Raw genomic sequence first — 16,639 nt, 5'->3', positions numbered from 1 at the left:
GTTCGTTGACATTGATGACCTAATTTAGCGTGGGTTTTGAGAGTGGTGTGCTGTATGTATAAGAAATTTCGAGGTTTTACGCTAATAGAATTGATCGTAGTGATTGTGCTTGTTGCCGTGTTAGCGGTGGTCGCTGCGCCAAGATTCCTGAATTTACAATCCGATGCACGGCGTTCCGTCGTTGAAGGTTTAGCTGGCGCCGTAACGAATGCGGCGGAGATGGCGTATGGAAAAGCCGCTGTGGAAGGGATGGAAGCACTTGAATTCTACCACGTGCCAAACTACGGGGCTGTGCAATATGGTTATCCGAGTGTCTCGCGTGGTGGAATGGAAAGCTTCTTACAAATTGACACGGGCTACCATGATTTAGAACGTGAATGGGTTTGGGCTGCACACAATAATGGTTCAGTCTCAGATCCCGATTGGTGGATCATTACGCAGTCACAATGGTTGGCCGATGACAACATTGTGGATTTCAATAAAGCCATCGAAGAGAGCCGTTGCTACGTCAAATATACCGCCGCGATGGAACCGGGTGCGGACTTTGCAGTGGAAACCATCACAGACGGATGTTGAAGCTGCTACGGCTCATGCAACAAGGCAATCAAGCGCTCATACGAGCGCTTATTTTTTGTCGGCTTCTGTGCTTTGTACTGCGACCACTCGTTTATCGGGATCCGCCAGTTCACTGCCGCAGTGTTTGCAAAAGAGTGCATCGGATTCATGTCCAGCACGTGAGCAGTTAGGGCACTTGACCAATTGTCGGTGTGAGTTCATCTCTTGATTGAGTTCGGCGGTAATGATCCCCGTCGGCACCGCCAAAATTGAGTAACCGAGTAACATTGTCAGAGATGCGATGGCTTTGCCTAGATCGGTTTGTGGCACGAGGTCACCATAGCCTACGGTCGTAATGGTCACAATGGCCCAGTAGATACTTTTGGGAATACTGGTAAAGCCATTGTGTGGACCCTCAATTACGTAGATCAGGGCGCCAAATATGGTCACCAAAATAGCCACCGCGCTGAAAAATATCAGTATTTTTCTTCGAGCCATCAGCAAGGAGCGCATCAACAAATTTGAGTCTTGCAAATAACGAACGAGTTTCAGAATGCGGAAGATACGCATCACACGCAGCAGTCGAATGACGCCCATAAAAGCCGCTGATGGGAATAAGAAAGCAAGGTAGGTCGGCAGTATCGCCAGTAAGTCCACCACACCATAAAAACTCCGTGCGTAGGCGGTAGGTTTTGGTGAGCAATATAAACGTAGCAAATACTCGAGCGTAAATAGGGCGGTAAAACCGTACTCAAGGTATTTGAGTTCGCTTGCCCACTGAGCGCGAATCGACGGGATAGATTCGAGTAAAAGCACCAGCAGCGAGGTAAAAATCGCGACGATCAAGCCAATGTCAAAGGCTCTGCCTGCAGGCGTGTGCGTACCGAAAATGATAACGTAAAGATGATGCTTGAGTGACTGGCGTGACATGATGTTGCGACATAGTTGAAACGTTGCAACATCATACCTTTAATTCTGGAATCAGGCTAATCCGGGGAAGAGATTGCGTAGACCATTGGCGATGAACTCTATGCCGAGTGCACCCAAGATCAGACCCATAATACGGGTGATCACGTTGATGCCGGTTTGTCCTAAAAAGCGAACGATAATTGGCGCTGAGCGAAAGAGCAGCCATGAACAAAAACTAAAGGCAGCAATGGTGATCACAATACCCATGGTATCGAACATGCTTGGGTAGCGAGAGCCATAAACGATGGTCGAGCTAATCGCACCAGGGCCTGCCATCAAAGGCATTGCCAAAGGCACAACACCAATTTGCTCGCGGCTCACGTATTCCGATTGCTCTTGTTTGTTTTGTTTATCTTCACCCAACTTACCGCTCATCATCGAAAAGGCGATGCTAAGTAGTAGCAAACCACCGGCAACACGGAAGGAGTCGAGAGAAATGCTAAACATGTCGAGTAGCATCTGACCAGCTAGTAATGAAACGGTCAGAATAATCGCCACCGCCACATTGGCGGTAAGGGCGGTTTTGTGTTTTTCTTCCGGTGTCATGTGGCCAGTGAGTGACACAAATACCGGCATGATACCGACGGGGTTTACTGCGGCGACAAGGCCAAGAAAAAACTGCAGAAAGATAGCGACTTCGAACGTTTGCATCAGAGAAACCACATGGAAATTAGGTGAACGGCTTGACCGCGAAATATAGTCGAAAAAAGCATAGTTCACGAATGAAAAAAACTAACGTGTGGTGTGTTTGATTGTTGAGAAAAACTAATTATTGAAATGCGTGTGAAGTAATTTGTCATACTTTGTTGCGTATAATTTGCCTTGCTCATTCAATAAGTTTACATAAACGTTAACATTCGCACATTTTTGATAAAAACTGAGTCGTCGTCTTTAGGAGGAGGGGGAATTGGATATACTCTCAGTAGCACAAAGTTTCACGTCTACATGTAATTTTATGTAATTTTGTAGATTTATAATGAAACTTTTTTACAAGGTTGCGTTGCTTATTTGTACGATTTGTTTGTTTGCATGCTTTTTGTTCGATATAAATTGAAAATTTATTTATCTATTTATCAATGATTTGAGTGAAATTATTGCGTTCATGCACCACTTTTGGGGTATTTAGAGTGTTGGATCTGATCCAAGTCAATTTTTTTCATACTCTGAAATATTATACTCAGCCCTGAAAGCGATTTACTAAGTCGGTTGCTAAGTAACTTACTGATTCACAGTAAGAGTGATAGACAAACAGCCTTACTAAAAAGTTTTTAATATTTGTTAATTTTAGGAGATTCCCTATGCCTGTTACTAATATGGCTGAACTAGATGCGATGGTTGCACGCGTTAAGAAAGCGCAAGAAGAGTTCGCTACTTACTCTCAAGAGCAAGTAGACAAAATCTTCCGTGCAGCTTCTCTAGCGGCTAACCAAGCTCGTATCCCGCTAGCACAAATGGCGGTTGAAGAATCTGGTATGGGTATTGTTGAAGATAAAGTAATCAAGAACCACTTTGCGTCTGAGTTCATCTACAACAAATACAAGGACGAAAAAACATGTGGCATCCTTGAAGAGGATGACAACCTAGGTACGATGACTATTGCTGAGCCAGTAGGTATCATCTGCGGTATCGTTCCAACCACTAACCCAACATCTACTGCAATCTTCAAATCTCTTATCTCTTTGAAGACTCGTAACGGTATCATCTTCTCGCCACACCCACGTGCGAAAAACTCGACTAACGATGCAGCGAAACTGGTTCTAGAAGCTGCAGTAGCAGCTGGTGCGCCAAAAGACATCATCGGTTGGATCGACCAGCCATCGGTTGAGCTTTCTAACGCGCTGATGAAGCACGATGACATCGCACTTATCCTTGCAACTGGTGGTCCAGGCATGGTTAAAGCCGCTTACTCTTCTGGTAAGCCAGCAATCGGTGTAGGTGCAGGTAACGTTCCTGTTGTTATCGATGAAACAGCGGACATCAAACGTGCAGTTGCATCTATCCTAATGTCTAAGACGTTCGATAACGGCGTAGTATGTGCTTCTGAGCAAGCTGCAATCGTTGTTGATGCTGTATACGACGAAGTGAAAGAGCGTTTTGCTTCTCACAAAGCGTACGTACTAAGCAAAGCTGAAGCAGACAAAGTTCGTAAAGTACTGCTCATCGATGGCGCACTAAACGCGAAAATCGTTGGTCAACCAGCTGCAGCGATCGCTGAAATGGCAGGCGTTAAAGTTCCTGCTGATACTAAAGTTCTTGTTGGTGAAGGCCTAGGCAAAGTGTCTTACGACGATGCATTTGCTCACGAGAAGCTATCTCCAACTCTAGGTCTATTCCGCGCAGACAACTTCGAAGACGCAGTTGCACAAGCAGTAACCATGGTTGAAATCGGCGGTATCGGTCACACATCTGGTCTATACACTAACCAAGACGTAAATGCAGACCGTATCCGTTACTTCGGTGACAAACTGAAGACTGCACGTATCCTTGTAAACATCCCAACTACTCACGGTGGTATCGGTGACCTTTACAACTTTAACGTTGCACCATCTCTAACTCTTGGTTGTGGTTCATGGGGTGGTAACTCTATCTCTGAGAACGTAGGTCCTAAGCACCTAATCAACAAGAAAACTGTTGCGAAGCGAGCTGAAAACATGTTGTGGCACAAACTACCTAAGTCAATCTACTTCCGTCGTGGTAGCCTTCCAATCGCACTAAGCGACCTAGAAGGTAAGAAACGCGCATTCCTAGTAACTGACCGTTTCCTATTCAACAACGGTTACGCAGATGACGTAGTACAACTGCTTAAAGCTCAAGGCATGGAAGTTCAAACATTCTTTGATGTTGAAGCTGACCCAACGCTATCAGTAGTACAGAAAGGCGCAGCAGCAATGCAAAGCTTCCAACCTGATGTGATTCTAGCACTAGGTGGTGGTTCACCAATGGATGCTGCGAAGATCATGTGGGTAATGTACGAGCACCCAGAAACTCACTTCGAAGAACTTGCAATGCGCTTTATGGATATCCGTAAACGTATCTACAAGTTCCCTAAAATGGGTCAAAAAGCTGAGCTTGTATGTATCACTACCACTTCAGGTACAGGTTCAGAAGTAACACCATTCGCGGTTGTTACTGACGACAAAACTGGTGCTAAGTACCCACTAGCAGACTACGAATTGACTCCTCAAATGGCAATCGTAGATGCGAACCTAGTGATGAACATGCCTAAGTCTCTAACCGCATTCGGTGGTTACGATGCAGTGACTCACGCTCTAGAAGCTTACGTATCTGTTCTTGCGAACGAATACTCAGATGGTCAGGCTCTACAAGCACTTAAGATGCTAAAAGAGTACCTACCTTCAAGCTACGCGAACGGTGCAAAAGACCCAATCGCTCGTGAGAAAGTACACAACGCAGCGACCATCGCTGGTATCGCATTCGCGAACGCGTTCCTAGGTGTATGTCACTCTATGGCGCACAAGATCGGTGCAGAGTTCCACCTACCACACGGTTTGGCGAACGCTCTACTTATCTCTAACGTGGTACGTTACAACGCGAACGATAACCCAACTAAGCAAACTGCGTTCTCTCAATACGACCGTCCACAAGCACGTCGTCGTTACGCTGAAGTTGCTGACCACCTAGGCCTAAGCCAAGCTGGTGACCGCACTGCTCAGAAGATTGAACGTCTACTAGCATGGTTGGATGAGCTAAAAGGTAACCTAGACATCCCAATGTCTATCCAAGCGGCAGGTGTTGCTGAAGCTGACTTCCTAGCGAAAGTTGATGAACTAGCAGTAGAAGCGTTCGATGACCAGTGTACTGGTGCGAACCCACGCTACCCACTAATCGCTGAGCTAAAAGAAGTTCTACTGGCTTCTTACTACGGTAAAGCTTTCGTTGAAGGTGAAACTTTCGAAGGTACGACTGTAATCAAGAAGAAAGCAGACCAAGTAGCGCCAAAAGCGAAAAAATAAGTCTGATACTTAGTCACTAAGTGTCAGCAAGAAGTAAGACTCAGGAATGAGGTAGGTTTTCGCTAGCACGAAACCTAAAAAAATCGGGAAAAAGATCAAAGCCCCAGTCGAAAGACCGGGGCTTTTTTTATCAGTTTGATTTTTTGAGTTCGGTTAGATTTCGGTGGTCACCACTCTGCCACTGAAATACTCATTCGCCACGATGTACTCAGCGTTGCGAATGAGTTCATCCTGTACTTGAGCCCAATGTGTCGCGTCTATCTGTCCGTGATGGTGTGATACCGATGGAATCACACCACCAACGCGAATATTAAAAGGGGTGAGCTCTTTTGCCCAACTGTGAGTAAAACCCGAAACGAGGGAAGTCACACTCTCAACACCGGTAAAATTTAGATGATCATCGTGCGAAATAACATTGACGATCACGCCTTTCGTTTCTGTGCGTCGCATTCGTTCCGCGCACACTTGCACATAGCCGTATAGTGCGCCTGCGGTACTTGATAGTTTTTCTATGAAGCCTTCTGAGGTTGCTTCAGTATTCAAAAGTGGCAGAGGAGAGCTGGTCCAACAGTTCACGAGTACATTGGGGACGCGGTTAAATTGTGCCTGAATGTGGTCAAACAAGGATTGAATGGAAGATTGGCTGTAGTCTTGCAAAGTGATCGGATAAACATCTTGAGTGATGGCATAGAGCTCTTTGTGTGTATCACTCAATGCAGCTTGGTCTTGGTCGCAGAGAATAACAATGGCACCGAGACGCGCAAAGTGCGCTGCCACTGTTCTGCCCAATAATGAGCCCGCACTCGTCACTAAAATCAAAGCGTTCTTGATATCCATCTCGTTGCTCTCCCTCAAGCATTCAGACCGTACTTTCATCTTGGGTGAGAAATTGGGTACGCTGTGTGAATAACTTCAAACAACGGTTAATCGTGCAAAAGAGATGATGAGATATTTGTAAACAGTCACAGTTTGGTGTTCTGAGGGATGAAAAATTGTCGCATAGCGTCTAGCAAAGTTGATCCGTGCCATGCCAGTAAATACAACGATAAACAGCGTGTTACGCGTAGGTGGCAAATTTCGCTTTGACCAGTGCAGTGGATAGGTGGTTGTACAACCCGGCTTCTGGTAGCAATTTAACTTCAGGGGTTGCGAGTTTTGTTCGCTCGTGCCCAGAAAGGTTTTGATAAACCTCTTCTGGTAGATCAAACGTCTCTTCTGGCATATAAGCTAATGGCTCTGCGTTGAGATAGTGACTCAGTTTGGCAGAAGGAAGCCCTGCATTGTGGAACTGTTTCGCTTGTTCTGCAGAAATCGCGTAACTTGATTGATCGCTTCTCAATTTTTGAGGTTCAGACAAACCAAATTGCTTACGCAACACGGCATCCGTCATTTCCTGCGTTTCAATTTGTTCTACGGGGGTGATGTGACGAGCGTCTTCAGAAAACATCGAAAGCAGCAGTGCAAAGTCGGCACGACGTCCTTGCTGAACGGCTTGGCTAATGCCATTACCGAAGCTCAGCTCGTTAATGATGCTTGCTTTGTCTAATGTGTGTATCTGCATGCGGCTCTCCGTGTGATGCTTTATTAGCGGCACGTCGGCAGATAACTTTAGGGAAAATAAACAAAAAGCCCGCGAATGCGGGCTTTCAAGTATGACTAAATTGGAACTTAAGGGGCGAAAATTATTTCGCTAGGTTCTCTGCAACGAAATCCCAGTTAACCAGTGCCCAGAAACCGTTCATGTAGTCAGGACGTAGGTTGCGGTAATCGATGTAGTAAGCGTGTTCCCATAGGTCTACAGTCAGTAGTGGAGTTACGCCTTCTTCAGTGATTGGTGTTGCCGCATTTGAAGTGTTAACGATTGCTAGAGAACCGTCTGCTTTCTTCACCAACCAAGTCCAAGATGAACCAAAGTTGTTGATTGCTGAATCGGTGAATTTTGCTTTGAACTCTTCGAATGAACCGAATGCTGCGTTGATCGCTTCTGCAACTGCACCTGTTGGCTCGCCGCCTGCATTTGGAGCAAGACAGTGCCAGTAGAAAGTGTGGTTCCACACTTGCGCTGCGTTGTTGAAGATACCGCCAGTAGAAGTCTTGATGATCTCTTCTAGGGTTTTACCTTCGAATTCAGTACCAGGAATTAGGCCGTTCAGTTTCACAACGTAAGTGTTGTGGTGTTTGCCGTGGTGGAACTCAAGAGTTTCTGCAGAGATGTGTGGCTCAAGCGCGTCTTTTGCGTAAGGAAGAGCTGGTAGTTCAAATGCCATTGCTCGATTCTCCATTTATATGAAGGGATTACCTTCGGTTGCTTCCAGTGAATTTATAATTAAATCAATCCGTTTGATTATTCATCAACGAATCGACTGTCAATATGACTGACTTGCGCTATAGTTTAGCAAGTTTTTACTTTATTAAAAGGAAAAATCCGCTTTTTGATATGAAATTTCTTTGTCATTCTAATGCGGATCTAGTACGGACAATAGCCCTTAATTTTATGTGCTTTTTATTCTGCACTAATAAGGTAGAATGTGCGAAAAATTTGCAGTCATTCCGTGAACGAGGAAGCAATGGAAACTATCGACAAAATCAAACAACAAATCGCAGAAAACCCAATCCTTCTCTACATGAAAGGTTCTCCAAAGCTACCAAGCTGTGGTTTTTCTTCTCAAGCAGCTCAAGCATTGATGGCATGTGGTGAAAAATTTGCTTATGTAGACATCTTACAAAACCCAGATATTCGTGCTGAGTTGCCAAAATACGCGGAGTGGCCTACTTTCCCACAACTATGGGTTGAAGGTGAGTTGATTGGCGGTTGTGATATCGTGATTGAGATGTTCCAAAAAGGCGAACTTCAACCATTGATCAAAGAAGCGGCAGCACGCGCAGCGGGCAGCGACGCGGAATAATTTGGCCAACCACTATGGAGCTTGAAAGAGTTTCGGTAGTGGTTATCGTCAAACGAAGATAGAATACGAAGGAGCTGTTTGGCTCCTTTTTGTTTTTGAGTTACTACCATGAAAATCAAACTATATTACGTCCATGATCCTATGTGCAGCTGGTGCTGGGGATACAAACCTACCTTGGAAAAATTGAAGCAACAGTTACCTGGAGTCATTCAGTTTGAGTATGTGGTTGGCGGCTTAGCGCCAGATTCAACATTGCCGATGCCACCTGAAATGCAGCAAAAAATTGAAAGCATTTGGCATCAAATTGAACAGCGTCTAGGTACTCAATTTAATTATGAGTTTTGGACACGTTGTACACCAGTTCGTAGTACCTATCAGGCGTGTCGTGCGGTGATTGCCGCAGGTTTTCAAGATTCTTATGAGCAAATGCTAGAGGCTATCCAACACGCGTATTATTTGCGCGCCATGCCACCACATGATGAAGCGACACATCGCCAGCTTGCGCAAGAAATTGGACTCAATGTTCAACAGTTTGAAAACGATGTGACGGGGCGTTTATTGGAAGGTGTCTTTGAAGATCAACTGAGTTTAGCTCGAAGCTTAGGCGTCAACGCTTACCCAAGTTTAGTATTGCAAATTAACGATGCGTATTTTCCAATCGAGATCGATTACCTCTCCACCGAACCGACGTTAAAGTTGATCCGTGAGCGCATTGTCGAGAATATGCCCGCTCAATAGTGTGATGAAAATAACGCGATGAAATAGGCCAGCGAGACACGCTGAAAAAGACCAACCTATTTTTATTGAAAGAGAAAGCCGCTCAACAGAGCGGCTTCTTTATGATTGTCGATCGTACAACGTATTAAAGCGCTTACAGCACCATAGCTGCGATCCAACCAAAAATAATGAGCGGGATATTGTAGTGGATAAAGGTTGGAACAACCGTTTCCCAAATGTGCTCGTGTTGCCCGTCGGCATTCAAACCAGAAGTTGGGCCTAACGTTGAATCAGAAGCGGGTGAACCTGCGTCACCAAGCGCTGCAGCGGTACCCACAAGAGCGATGGTTGCCATCGGTGAAAAACCAAAAGCGATGGAAAGCGGAACGTAGATGGTTGCTAAGATTGGAATGGTAGAGAAAGAAGAACCAATCCCCATCGTAACAAGCAGACCGACCACAAGCATAAGAAGAGCAGCGAGGCCTTTGTTGTCACCGATGCTGGTTGACAGCGATTCTACCAGTGTTTCAACGCCACCCGTTTGTTTCATTACCGCAGCAAAACCAGCGGCGGCGATCATGATGAAGCCGATCATTGCCATCATATGAACACCTTTAGTGAACACATCATGAGTCTCTTTCCAAGCAATGACACCACCAAAGGTGAAGACCATAAAGCCAGCCAGTGCACCAATGATCATTGAACCCGTGTATAGCTGAACACTAAGAGCTGCGATGATACCTAGGGCTGCAACCAGAATGTGCTTTTTGTTGATGCCTTCGCTTTCTTCATGCACCACGGTCAGCTCGGTTTCACGGTATTCGCGAGGTTTGCGGTAGCTAAAGAAAATAGCAGTCAAAAGACCAAACACCATACCCGCACCTGGTAGGAGCATTGCGGTCGGTACTTGGCTGGCGACAACGCTTTCTAAACCGTTATCGTGCAGGTTCTTCAATAGGATGTTATTGAGGAAAATACCGCCAAAGCCGACAGGCAAGACCATGTATGGCGTAATCAGGCCAAATGTCAGCACACACGCAACCAATCGACGATCGAGTTTGAGTTTTGCAAATACGCCCAATAGAGGTGGAATTAAAATGGGAATAAAGGCGATATGGACAGGAATGACGTTTTGGGATGACATGGTCACCAGTACGAGCGCGACCAAAACAGCGTATTTTAAGCCGGTGGTTGAAGCGTCACTTTCTTTGCCGTTAAGGCGCTTAATAACGCTTCTGGCAAGTAGGTCAGTAATGCCCGATTTTGAAATAGCAACCGCGAAGGTACCCAACATGGCGTAGCTCAGTGCGATGGTTGCACCGCCACCAAGGCCACTTTCAAAAGCAGCGATGGTATCGCCTAGGCCCATTCCAGCAACAAGGCCACCAACGATGGCACTGAACGTGAGGGCGACCACCACGTTCACTCGCATCAAGGCTAAAATTAGCATGACGCAAACAGATATAACGACAGGATTCATAGTTTTCTCAGGTAGTTGTGTTTACTTATTATTTTTCGTTTTCATCTTCAATTAATGGCCAGCCTCCAAGCGCTTTCCATTTATTGACGATGCCACAGAACAGCTCTGCGGTTTTTTCGGTATCGTAAAGCGCCGAGTGGGCCTCACGATTGTCAAATTCCATCCCTGCGGTTTTACACGCTTTCGCCAGTACAGTTTGGCCATAAGCTAAGCCACTGAGCGTTGCGGTATCGAAAGTGGCAAAGGGATGAAACGGGACTCGTTTAAGTTTGCAACGCTCATTAGCGGCGTTAACGAAACTTAAGTCAAACGCTGCGTTGTGTGCCACCATAATGGCGCGGCTACAATCAGCGGCTTTTTGTTCTCTACGGATGAGTTTATAGATCTCTTTTAGCGCTTCTTGTTCCGTCACGGCGCCGCGTAATGGGCTAAACGGGTCACGAATGCCGTTGAACTCAAGTGCTTCTTTTTCGAGATTTGCCCCCTCAAAGGGCTCAACATGAAAGTGAATGGTCGATGCCGGGTGAAGATCACCGTTTTCATCCATGGATAGTGTGACGGCGCAAATTTCTAAGAGGGCATCCGTTTGGGCATTGAACCCGGCGGTTTCAACATCGACGACAACAGGAAAATAGCCGCGAAAGCGTTTTTTCAGGGTCAGTGCTGTGTTTTCTACAGTCATGTTTCTATATTTTTGTGTGACAAAGGCTGCATTATTACAGATTATCCTTATGAAAAAAACGTTACAAAAGGAGAAAACCGCAAAAGTTTTGCTCCTATTTGGCGAGGTTTTTGCATAAATGTGTAAGTCAGATAGAATTCATCCGGTAGTGGCAAATGTCTGCCACGCAACCGTGAGCGAGTAAGAGAAGTAGTGATAATGAAAAAGTGGCTAATAACCAGTGGTTTAGTACTAACTACCTTTGCATCATTGCCATCGGCAGCGATGACGAAGCGTTATATTGCCACCCCGCAGCAATCACAATGGGAAATGGTGATGAATTCACCGCTGGAATGCCGTTTGGTGCATCCGATCCCTAACTACGGTGATGCGGAATTCTCTTCACGCGCAAGTAAAAAAATTGTGTTGGATTTTGAGCTAAAAATGCGTCGACCTATGGGCGAAACGCGCAATGTGAGTTTGATTTCGATGCCGCCTCCATGGCGACCAGGAGAAAATGCCGACCGCATTACTAATATTAAGTTCTTTCAACAGTTTAATGGTTATGTTGGTGGACAAACGGCATGGGGCATTCTGTCTGAGTTAGAGAAAGGACGTTATCCGACGTTTAGTTATCAAGATTGGCAAAGCCGTGACCAAAGAATTGAAGTTGCGCTATCTGCCGTTCTGTTCCAGCAAAAATACAACGTATTTAGCGATTGTGTCGCCAATCTGTTGCCTTACAGCTTTGAAGATATTTCGTTCACTATTCTGCATTATGAACGCAATGGGGATAAACTCACCAAGGCATCGCAAAAGCGCTTGTCGCAGATTGCTGAATACGTGCGCTACAACTCTGATATTGATTTGGTGTTGGTTTCGACTTACACCGATTCCACTGATGGTACTAGCGTGAGCCAAAACTTATCAGAACGTAGAGCGGAATCGTTGAGAGATTATTTCAAAGCACTAGGATTGACGGAAGATCGCATCCAAGTTCAAGGTTATGGTAAACGCCGCCCAATTGCAGACAACGCAACGCCTATTGGTAAAGATAAAAACCGCCGCGTTGTCATTTCACTGGGGCGAAGTGAAGTTTAGTTGAGTTTGAACTTTGCGATGATTTCGCAATGGGTAGCCGTGTCAATCTTCTCTACCAGTTGCGCGATCTTTGGGTTTGGGTGGCGCTTTAAAAAATCGAACAACGCTTTTTTGCAGCAGCCAATAGACTCGATAAAACTTTCACATTGGTGGTGAGGGCACTGAGGAATTAAGGTCAGCACCTTTTCCGAGGCCAGTTGCAGATATTTTAGCTCATAGTCGGTGTCACCCGCCCAACGCCAAAATTGTGCCAAGTTGTGGCACGAGATCACGGATATCAGTAATTTGTCGTCGGCTTCTACCGTTGAGGAAGCAATGATGTCTTCGCTCAAATTGTAGGCTTGTTGATAGTGCAAAATACTACGAATTGGATCGTCAAGTTGCAGCGCGGTATCGGCGAGCAACGTGTGTTTTTCCCATTCACTGATCATGTGCTTATCCCAGTTAGCAAAATTGAGATTAATCTAAATGAAAATTATTATCATGTAAAGTTTCATGATTAAGATCAAAAGAGGAGGCTTTAGCCTCCTCGTTGCTATTCCGCCATATTGACGTGGCGATTAGCCTTCTAAACCTGCTGATGCTTGTTTGTTTTGGATCAACTCAATCATATAGCCATCAGGATCTTTCACAAAAGCTATGTGGGTCGTGCCGCCTTTTACTGGGCCAGGTTCGCGAGTGACGTTGCCGCCAGCAGCTTTAATGGCATCGCAAGTGACATAAATGTCGTCGACGCCAATCGCGATGTGACCAAATGCACTGCCGAGGTCGTACTCCGTTTTTCCCCAGTTGTAAGTTAACTCGATGACTGCGCCTTGTGATTCGTCACCGTAACCTAGAAACGCCAAAGTATATTCATACTCTTTGTTTTCATTGGTACGAAGCAATTGCATGCCCATAACTTCGGTGTAGAACTGAATCGATTTATCTAAATTACCCACACGCAACATAGTGTGAAGAATGCGACCATTTGACATTGTTATGCTCCTTACAGATAGAGATTAATTCTCTGGGTAGACTTTTTCTTTAAATTCGCACAGGTCTTCAATGATGCAACTGCCACAGCGAGGCTTGCGTGCAATACAGGTGTAGCGTCCATGCAAAATCAACCAGTGGTGGACATCGAGTTTAAACTCTTTTGGTACCACTTTAAGTAACTTTTGCTCGACTTCATCCACGTTTTTGCCTGGGGCAAACTTTGTGCGATTGGAAACGCGGTAAATATGGGTATCGACAGCGATGGTTGGCCAGCCAAAGGCGGTGTTGAGCACTACATTGGCGGTTTTGCGCCCAACCCCGGGCAGTGCTTCAAGAGCGTCTCGGTCTTCAGGGACTTCACCGTTGTGTTTTTCGAGCAGAATGCGACACGTTTTGATGGTGTTTTCCGCTTTGGAATTAAACAGGCCAATGGTCTTAATGTACTCTTTCAGACCTTCCACCCCAAGATCCAACATCGCTTGAGGGGTGTTGGCGACTGGGAACAGTTTGTCGGTGGCTTTATTGACACTGACGTCCGTTGCTTGTGCTGATAACAAAACCGCTATCAGCAGCTCAAAAGGGGAGTTCCAATTGAGTTCGGTTTGTGGGTTGGGGTTGTTTTCTCGTAATCGTTCGAGAATTTGTATGCGTTTGTCTTTATTCATTGCTGACTTCCAGTTGTTCTAGGCTCATGGGCACTCTAGCGGTGCATATTTTGATGAGCCTAGACAGTGACTTACGCGTTAGTCACGCGTGCGCGTTCAATCGCGGGTTTTTCCTGTTTAGGTTGGCGAGCTTTCAACTGTGTATCGATGACATTTTTCAACGCGATGAGCAGGCCGACACCAATAAATGCCCCGGGCGGTAACAGTGCCAGTAGGAAGCTACTGTCAAATTGGAATACCTGAATCCGCAGTGCGCTCGCCCATTCACCCAGCAGAAGATCTGCGCCATCGAAAAGGGTTCCGTTGCCGATGATTTCGCGCATTGCGCCCAAAACGACAAGCACGGTGGTCATACCCATGCCCATCCAAAAGCCATCTAATGCCGCAGGCAAAGGATCATTTTTTGATGCGTACGCTTCAGCACGGCCGATGATGATGCAGTTGGTCACAATCAAAGGAATGAAAATGCCCAATGATAGGTATAAGCCATAGGCGTAGGCGTTCATCAGTAATTGAACGCACGTGACCAGTGAGGCAATGATCATAACGAATACCGGAATACGAATTTCTTTTGGTACGTAGTTACGAATCAGAGAAACAGTGACGTTGGAGCCAACGAGAACCAATAATGTTGCTATGCCGAGACCAAGTGCGTTGGTGACGGTTGACGATACCGCCAGTAGCGGACACAGACCAAGTAGCTGGACCAGTGCAGGGTTGTTGTCCCACATGCCATTTTTAAGTAATTTTTTATGCTCACTCATAGTGGCCTCCACAGTTAAGTGGTTGATTCAGAATCTGTTCACGATGGGTATTGACGAACTCAACGGTGTTGCGCACCGCTTTAACAACCGCACGAGGTGTAATGGTCGCGCCGGTAAACTGGTCAAATTCTCCACCATCTTTACGCACTTTCCAACTGTTATAGTTGCCATCATTTAACTGTTTTCCGGTGAAACTGGTGATCCAATCTGTCACTCTAAGGTCAATCTTGTCGCCTAACCCTGGAGTTTCTTGGTGGCTAAGTACGCGCGTGCCAAGCACGGTACCGCTGGTATCGATACCCGTAATGATCTTAATGGCACCGTTGTAGCCATCTGGTGCTATGGACTCAATAGCAATGGCGGTGGCTTGGCCATTACGTGTAGCAATATAGGCTGTCATCGCCTTATCGGAGCCTAGCGCGGAATCGCTCACCAATGTACAAGATTCAAACAATAAGTTGTCATGTGCACTTTCCGGGATGACTTGATTAAGGACCGAAGAGAGCTGCTTTTGCTCCTGAAGTGTGATTTGGTCCTTAGTTAAATATTGCGTCATGGCCACTAGCCCTGTGGTAGCACAGGCAAATATTGCTAGTGTTAAACCGTTCTTTCGTATTGCGTTTAACATTTCATTTCCTGCCTTTTAGTGCCCGTAAGTTCTTGGTTTGGTGTAGTAATCGATCAAAGGTACACACATGTTGGCCAATAACACTGCAAATGCCACACCGTCTGGGAAGCCTCCCCAGCTACGTATGATAAAGACGAGAGTACCGATGATCGCCCCAAAGAGGATACGCCCCTTTATTGTTGTTGAAGCGGATACGGGATCCGTTGCAATAAAGAATGCGCCAAGCATCGTCGCACCGGAAAGGAGATGAAACAGTGGTGATGCCGTTTCACCAGGGAAGAACAGGGAGAAAAAGCTGCTCATCACAAGCAACGCACCTAAAAATCCGACAGGAATATGCCATTGGATAACGCGTTGCTTGAGCAAAATCAGACCACCCGCCAAGTAGGCAAGGTTAACCCATTGCCAGCCCACACCGGCAAAACCTTCAAAAATAGGTTGGCTGAGAATTTCTGACGATGTCGCTCCGCTGTGCAGACCAGTTTTGAAAGCATCAAGCGGCGTTGCCGTGGTAATGCCATCGATGCCTGCACGAACTTGTTGCAGAGAAGAACCATCGATAGTGAGTCCGGTAAAGATCAGGGAAAGAAGATCTCCGAATGTCACTGGATCTTTGGCCACTTCGTGTCCTGCTTCAATCAGAGGTAGAGGAGCACTCCAACTGGTCATTTGCACTGGGAAGGAAATCAGCAGTACCACATAAGCTATCATGGCAGGGTTGAACGGGTTTTGCCCTAGACCACCATAGAGATGCTTTGCAATCACGATCGCAAACAAAAGGCCAATTGTGATGATCCACCAAGGGGCCATTGGGGGGATGGCGACGGCCAGTAACCAAGCGGTGACCAGAGCACTATGATCGCGTAGCGCTCGCATTGGTGGACGTTTTCTTAATAGCATCACGAGTGCTTCTAAAGATAACGCGATGGTGATTGCCAAAATGAGTTGAACTAATGTGCCCCAACCAAAAAAGTAGGTTTGCGCCAACAATCCGGGTAACGCACATAGTGCTACCCATTTCATTAAATCTGGGGTGCTTTTGCGACTGTGGGCGTGTGGTGAGCTCGCAATAAAAAACGACATTACTCGTTCTCCTCAGTATTTTGTTTTTGTTCTGCTTGTTGAGCTTTACGCGCTTTGGCACGAGCAATCGCCGCAGCGACGGCCGCTTTCTTCGGATCGTCTTCTGCTGGTTGCGATTCTTCGCGGTTTTGCTCAGGTGCAGGTTCGTCTGTTTGCTG

The 16,639-nt window shown here is 46.1% G+C and carries 18 protein-coding genes; 5 read left to right on the top strand and 13 right to left on the bottom strand.

The genetic code is table 11. The features are described 5' to 3' along the window. Nucleotides 1-54 precede the first annotated feature (54 nt). Nucleotides 55-576, top strand: coding sequence for a prepilin-type N-terminal cleavage/methylation domain-containing protein (locus LZU85_RS06415; RefSeq protein WP_237286718.1), 522 nt, complete (start codon nucleotides 55-57; stop codon nucleotides 574-576). Between the two features lie 48 nt (nucleotides 577-624). Here the strand turns inward: LZU85_RS06415 and LZU85_RS06410 are convergent, their stop codons facing one another. Beyond that, a complete protein-coding gene (locus LZU85_RS06410) occupies nucleotides 625-1,485 on the bottom strand; it encodes an ion transporter (protein WP_176297517.1) in 861 nt (286 codons plus the stop codon). 51 nt (nucleotides 1,486-1,536) lie between these two features. Further along, entirely contained in the window at nucleotides 1,537-2,175 is a 639-nt protein-coding gene (locus LZU85_RS06405) for a YchE family NAAT transporter (protein WP_176297518.1), read from the bottom strand. Between the two features lie 647 nt (nucleotides 2,176-2,822). On the opposite strand from LZU85_RS06405, the gene adhE reads away from it, so the two are divergent. Continuing rightward, complete coding sequence (gene adhE / locus LZU85_RS06400; protein ID WP_176297519.1) at nucleotides 2,823-5,498, top strand: bifunctional acetaldehyde-CoA/alcohol dehydrogenase; 2,676 nt, start codon at nucleotides 2,823-2,825, stop codon at nucleotides 5,496-5,498. A gap of 153 nt (nucleotides 5,499-5,651) precedes the next feature. Here the strand turns inward: adhE and LZU85_RS06395 are convergent, their stop codons facing one another. From LZU85_RS06395 to sodB, 3 genes are all read right to left on the bottom strand, one after another. Beyond that, entirely contained in the window at nucleotides 5,652-6,335 is a 684-nt protein-coding gene (locus LZU85_RS06395) for an SDR family oxidoreductase (RefSeq protein WP_176297520.1), read from the bottom strand. 220 nt (nucleotides 6,336-6,555) lie between these two features. Further along, on the bottom strand, nucleotides 6,556-7,059 hold the full coding sequence (locus LZU85_RS06390) for a VC2046/SO_2500 family protein (RefSeq protein WP_176297521.1): 504 nt from the start codon (nucleotides 7,057-7,059) through the stop codon (nucleotides 6,556-6,558). Between the two features lie 121 nt (nucleotides 7,060-7,180). Beyond that, the gene (gene sodB, locus LZU85_RS06385) at nucleotides 7,181-7,765 is read right to left on the bottom strand and encodes a superoxide dismutase [Fe] (protein ID WP_013572124.1); all 585 of its coding nucleotides are present in this window, start codon (nucleotides 7,763-7,765) and stop codon (nucleotides 7,181-7,183) included. Nucleotides 7,766-8,065: 300 nt separating this feature from the next. Here sodB and LZU85_RS06380 point away from each other — a divergent pair, with 300 nt between their 5' ends. Both LZU85_RS06380 and LZU85_RS06375 read left to right on the top strand, forming a co-directional pair. After that, nucleotides 8,066-8,404, top strand: a complete 339-nt coding sequence (locus LZU85_RS06380) for a Grx4 family monothiol glutaredoxin (RefSeq protein ID WP_011080908.1) — start codon at nucleotides 8,066-8,068, stop codon at nucleotides 8,402-8,404. Between the two features lie 108 nt (nucleotides 8,405-8,512). Further along, nucleotides 8,513-9,142: a DsbA family protein gene (locus tag LZU85_RS06375; RefSeq protein ID WP_038939703.1), complete on the top strand. Its 630-nt coding sequence runs from the start codon at nucleotides 8,513-8,515 to the stop codon at nucleotides 9,140-9,142. Between the two features lie 133 nt (nucleotides 9,143-9,275). Here LZU85_RS06375 and LZU85_RS06370 read toward each other — a convergent pair whose 3' ends face one another. Both LZU85_RS06370 and rnt read right to left on the bottom strand, forming a co-directional pair. Next, nucleotides 9,276-10,601 (bottom strand): Na+/H+ antiporter family protein, encoded by a 1,326-nt coding sequence (locus LZU85_RS06370; RefSeq protein ID WP_011080906.1) that lies wholly within the window; start codon nucleotides 10,599-10,601, stop codon nucleotides 9,276-9,278. A 28-nt stretch (nucleotides 10,602-10,629) separates the two neighbouring features. Then, on the bottom strand, nucleotides 10,630-11,283 hold the full coding sequence (gene rnt, locus LZU85_RS06365; protein ID WP_011149902.1) for a ribonuclease T: 654 nt from the start codon (nucleotides 11,281-11,283) through the stop codon (nucleotides 10,630-10,632). A 198-nt stretch (nucleotides 11,284-11,481) separates the two neighbouring features. Between rnt and motY the strand changes: the two genes are divergently transcribed. Further along, on the top strand, nucleotides 11,482-12,363 hold the full coding sequence (motY, locus tag LZU85_RS06360; protein ID WP_011080904.1) for a flagellar protein MotY: 882 nt from the start codon (nucleotides 11,482-11,484) through the stop codon (nucleotides 12,361-12,363). On the opposite strand, the gene LZU85_RS06355 is transcribed toward motY, so the two are convergent. The 6 genes from LZU85_RS06355 to rsxD all read right to left on the bottom strand — a co-directional run bounded on the left by LZU85_RS06355 (nucleotide 12,360) and on the right by rsxD (nucleotide 16,481). Beyond that, a complete protein-coding gene (locus LZU85_RS06355; RefSeq protein ID WP_011080903.1) occupies nucleotides 12,360-12,794 on the bottom strand; it encodes a DUF2753 domain-containing protein in 435 nt (144 codons plus the stop codon). The genes motY and LZU85_RS06355 overlap by 4 nt on opposite strands. Before the next feature lie 129 nt (nucleotides 12,795-12,923). Beyond that, the gene (gene gloA / locus LZU85_RS06350; RefSeq protein WP_011080902.1) at nucleotides 12,924-13,340 is read right to left on the bottom strand and encodes a lactoylglutathione lyase; all 417 of its coding nucleotides are present in this window, start codon (nucleotides 13,338-13,340) and stop codon (nucleotides 12,924-12,926) included. A 24-nt stretch (nucleotides 13,341-13,364) separates the two neighbouring features. Continuing rightward, nucleotides 13,365-14,006 carry an endonuclease III gene (gene nth, locus LZU85_RS06345; RefSeq protein ID WP_011080901.1) on the bottom strand — a complete coding sequence of 214 codons (642 nt, stop codon included), beginning with the start codon at nucleotides 14,004-14,006 and terminating at the stop codon, nucleotides 13,365-13,367. A 71-nt stretch (nucleotides 14,007-14,077) separates the two neighbouring features. Next, nucleotides 14,078-14,770 carry an electron transport complex subunit E gene (locus tag LZU85_RS06340; RefSeq protein WP_011080900.1) on the bottom strand — a complete coding sequence of 231 codons (693 nt, stop codon included), beginning with the start codon at nucleotides 14,768-14,770 and terminating at the stop codon, nucleotides 14,078-14,080. Further along, nucleotides 14,763-15,398, bottom strand: a complete 636-nt coding sequence (rsxG, locus tag LZU85_RS06335; RefSeq protein WP_176297523.1) for an electron transport complex subunit RsxG — start codon at nucleotides 15,396-15,398, stop codon at nucleotides 14,763-14,765. The genes LZU85_RS06340 and rsxG overlap by 8 nt, the downstream gene beginning before the upstream one ends. A gap of 15 nt (nucleotides 15,399-15,413) precedes the next feature. Continuing rightward, nucleotides 15,414-16,481, bottom strand: a complete 1,068-nt coding sequence (gene rsxD, locus LZU85_RS06330; protein WP_131069960.1) for an electron transport complex subunit RsxD — start codon at nucleotides 16,479-16,481, stop codon at nucleotides 15,414-15,416. Nucleotides 16,482-16,639 lie beyond the last annotated feature (158 nt).

It is taken from the genome of Vibrio floridensis (genome assembly GCF_021852965.1).
GTDB lineage: Bacteria > Pseudomonadota > Gammaproteobacteria > Enterobacterales > Vibrionaceae > Vibrio > Vibrio floridensis.
The sequence above is the reverse complement of the archived record's forward strand: the minus strand, read 5'-3'. Positions and strand labels throughout refer to the sequence as shown.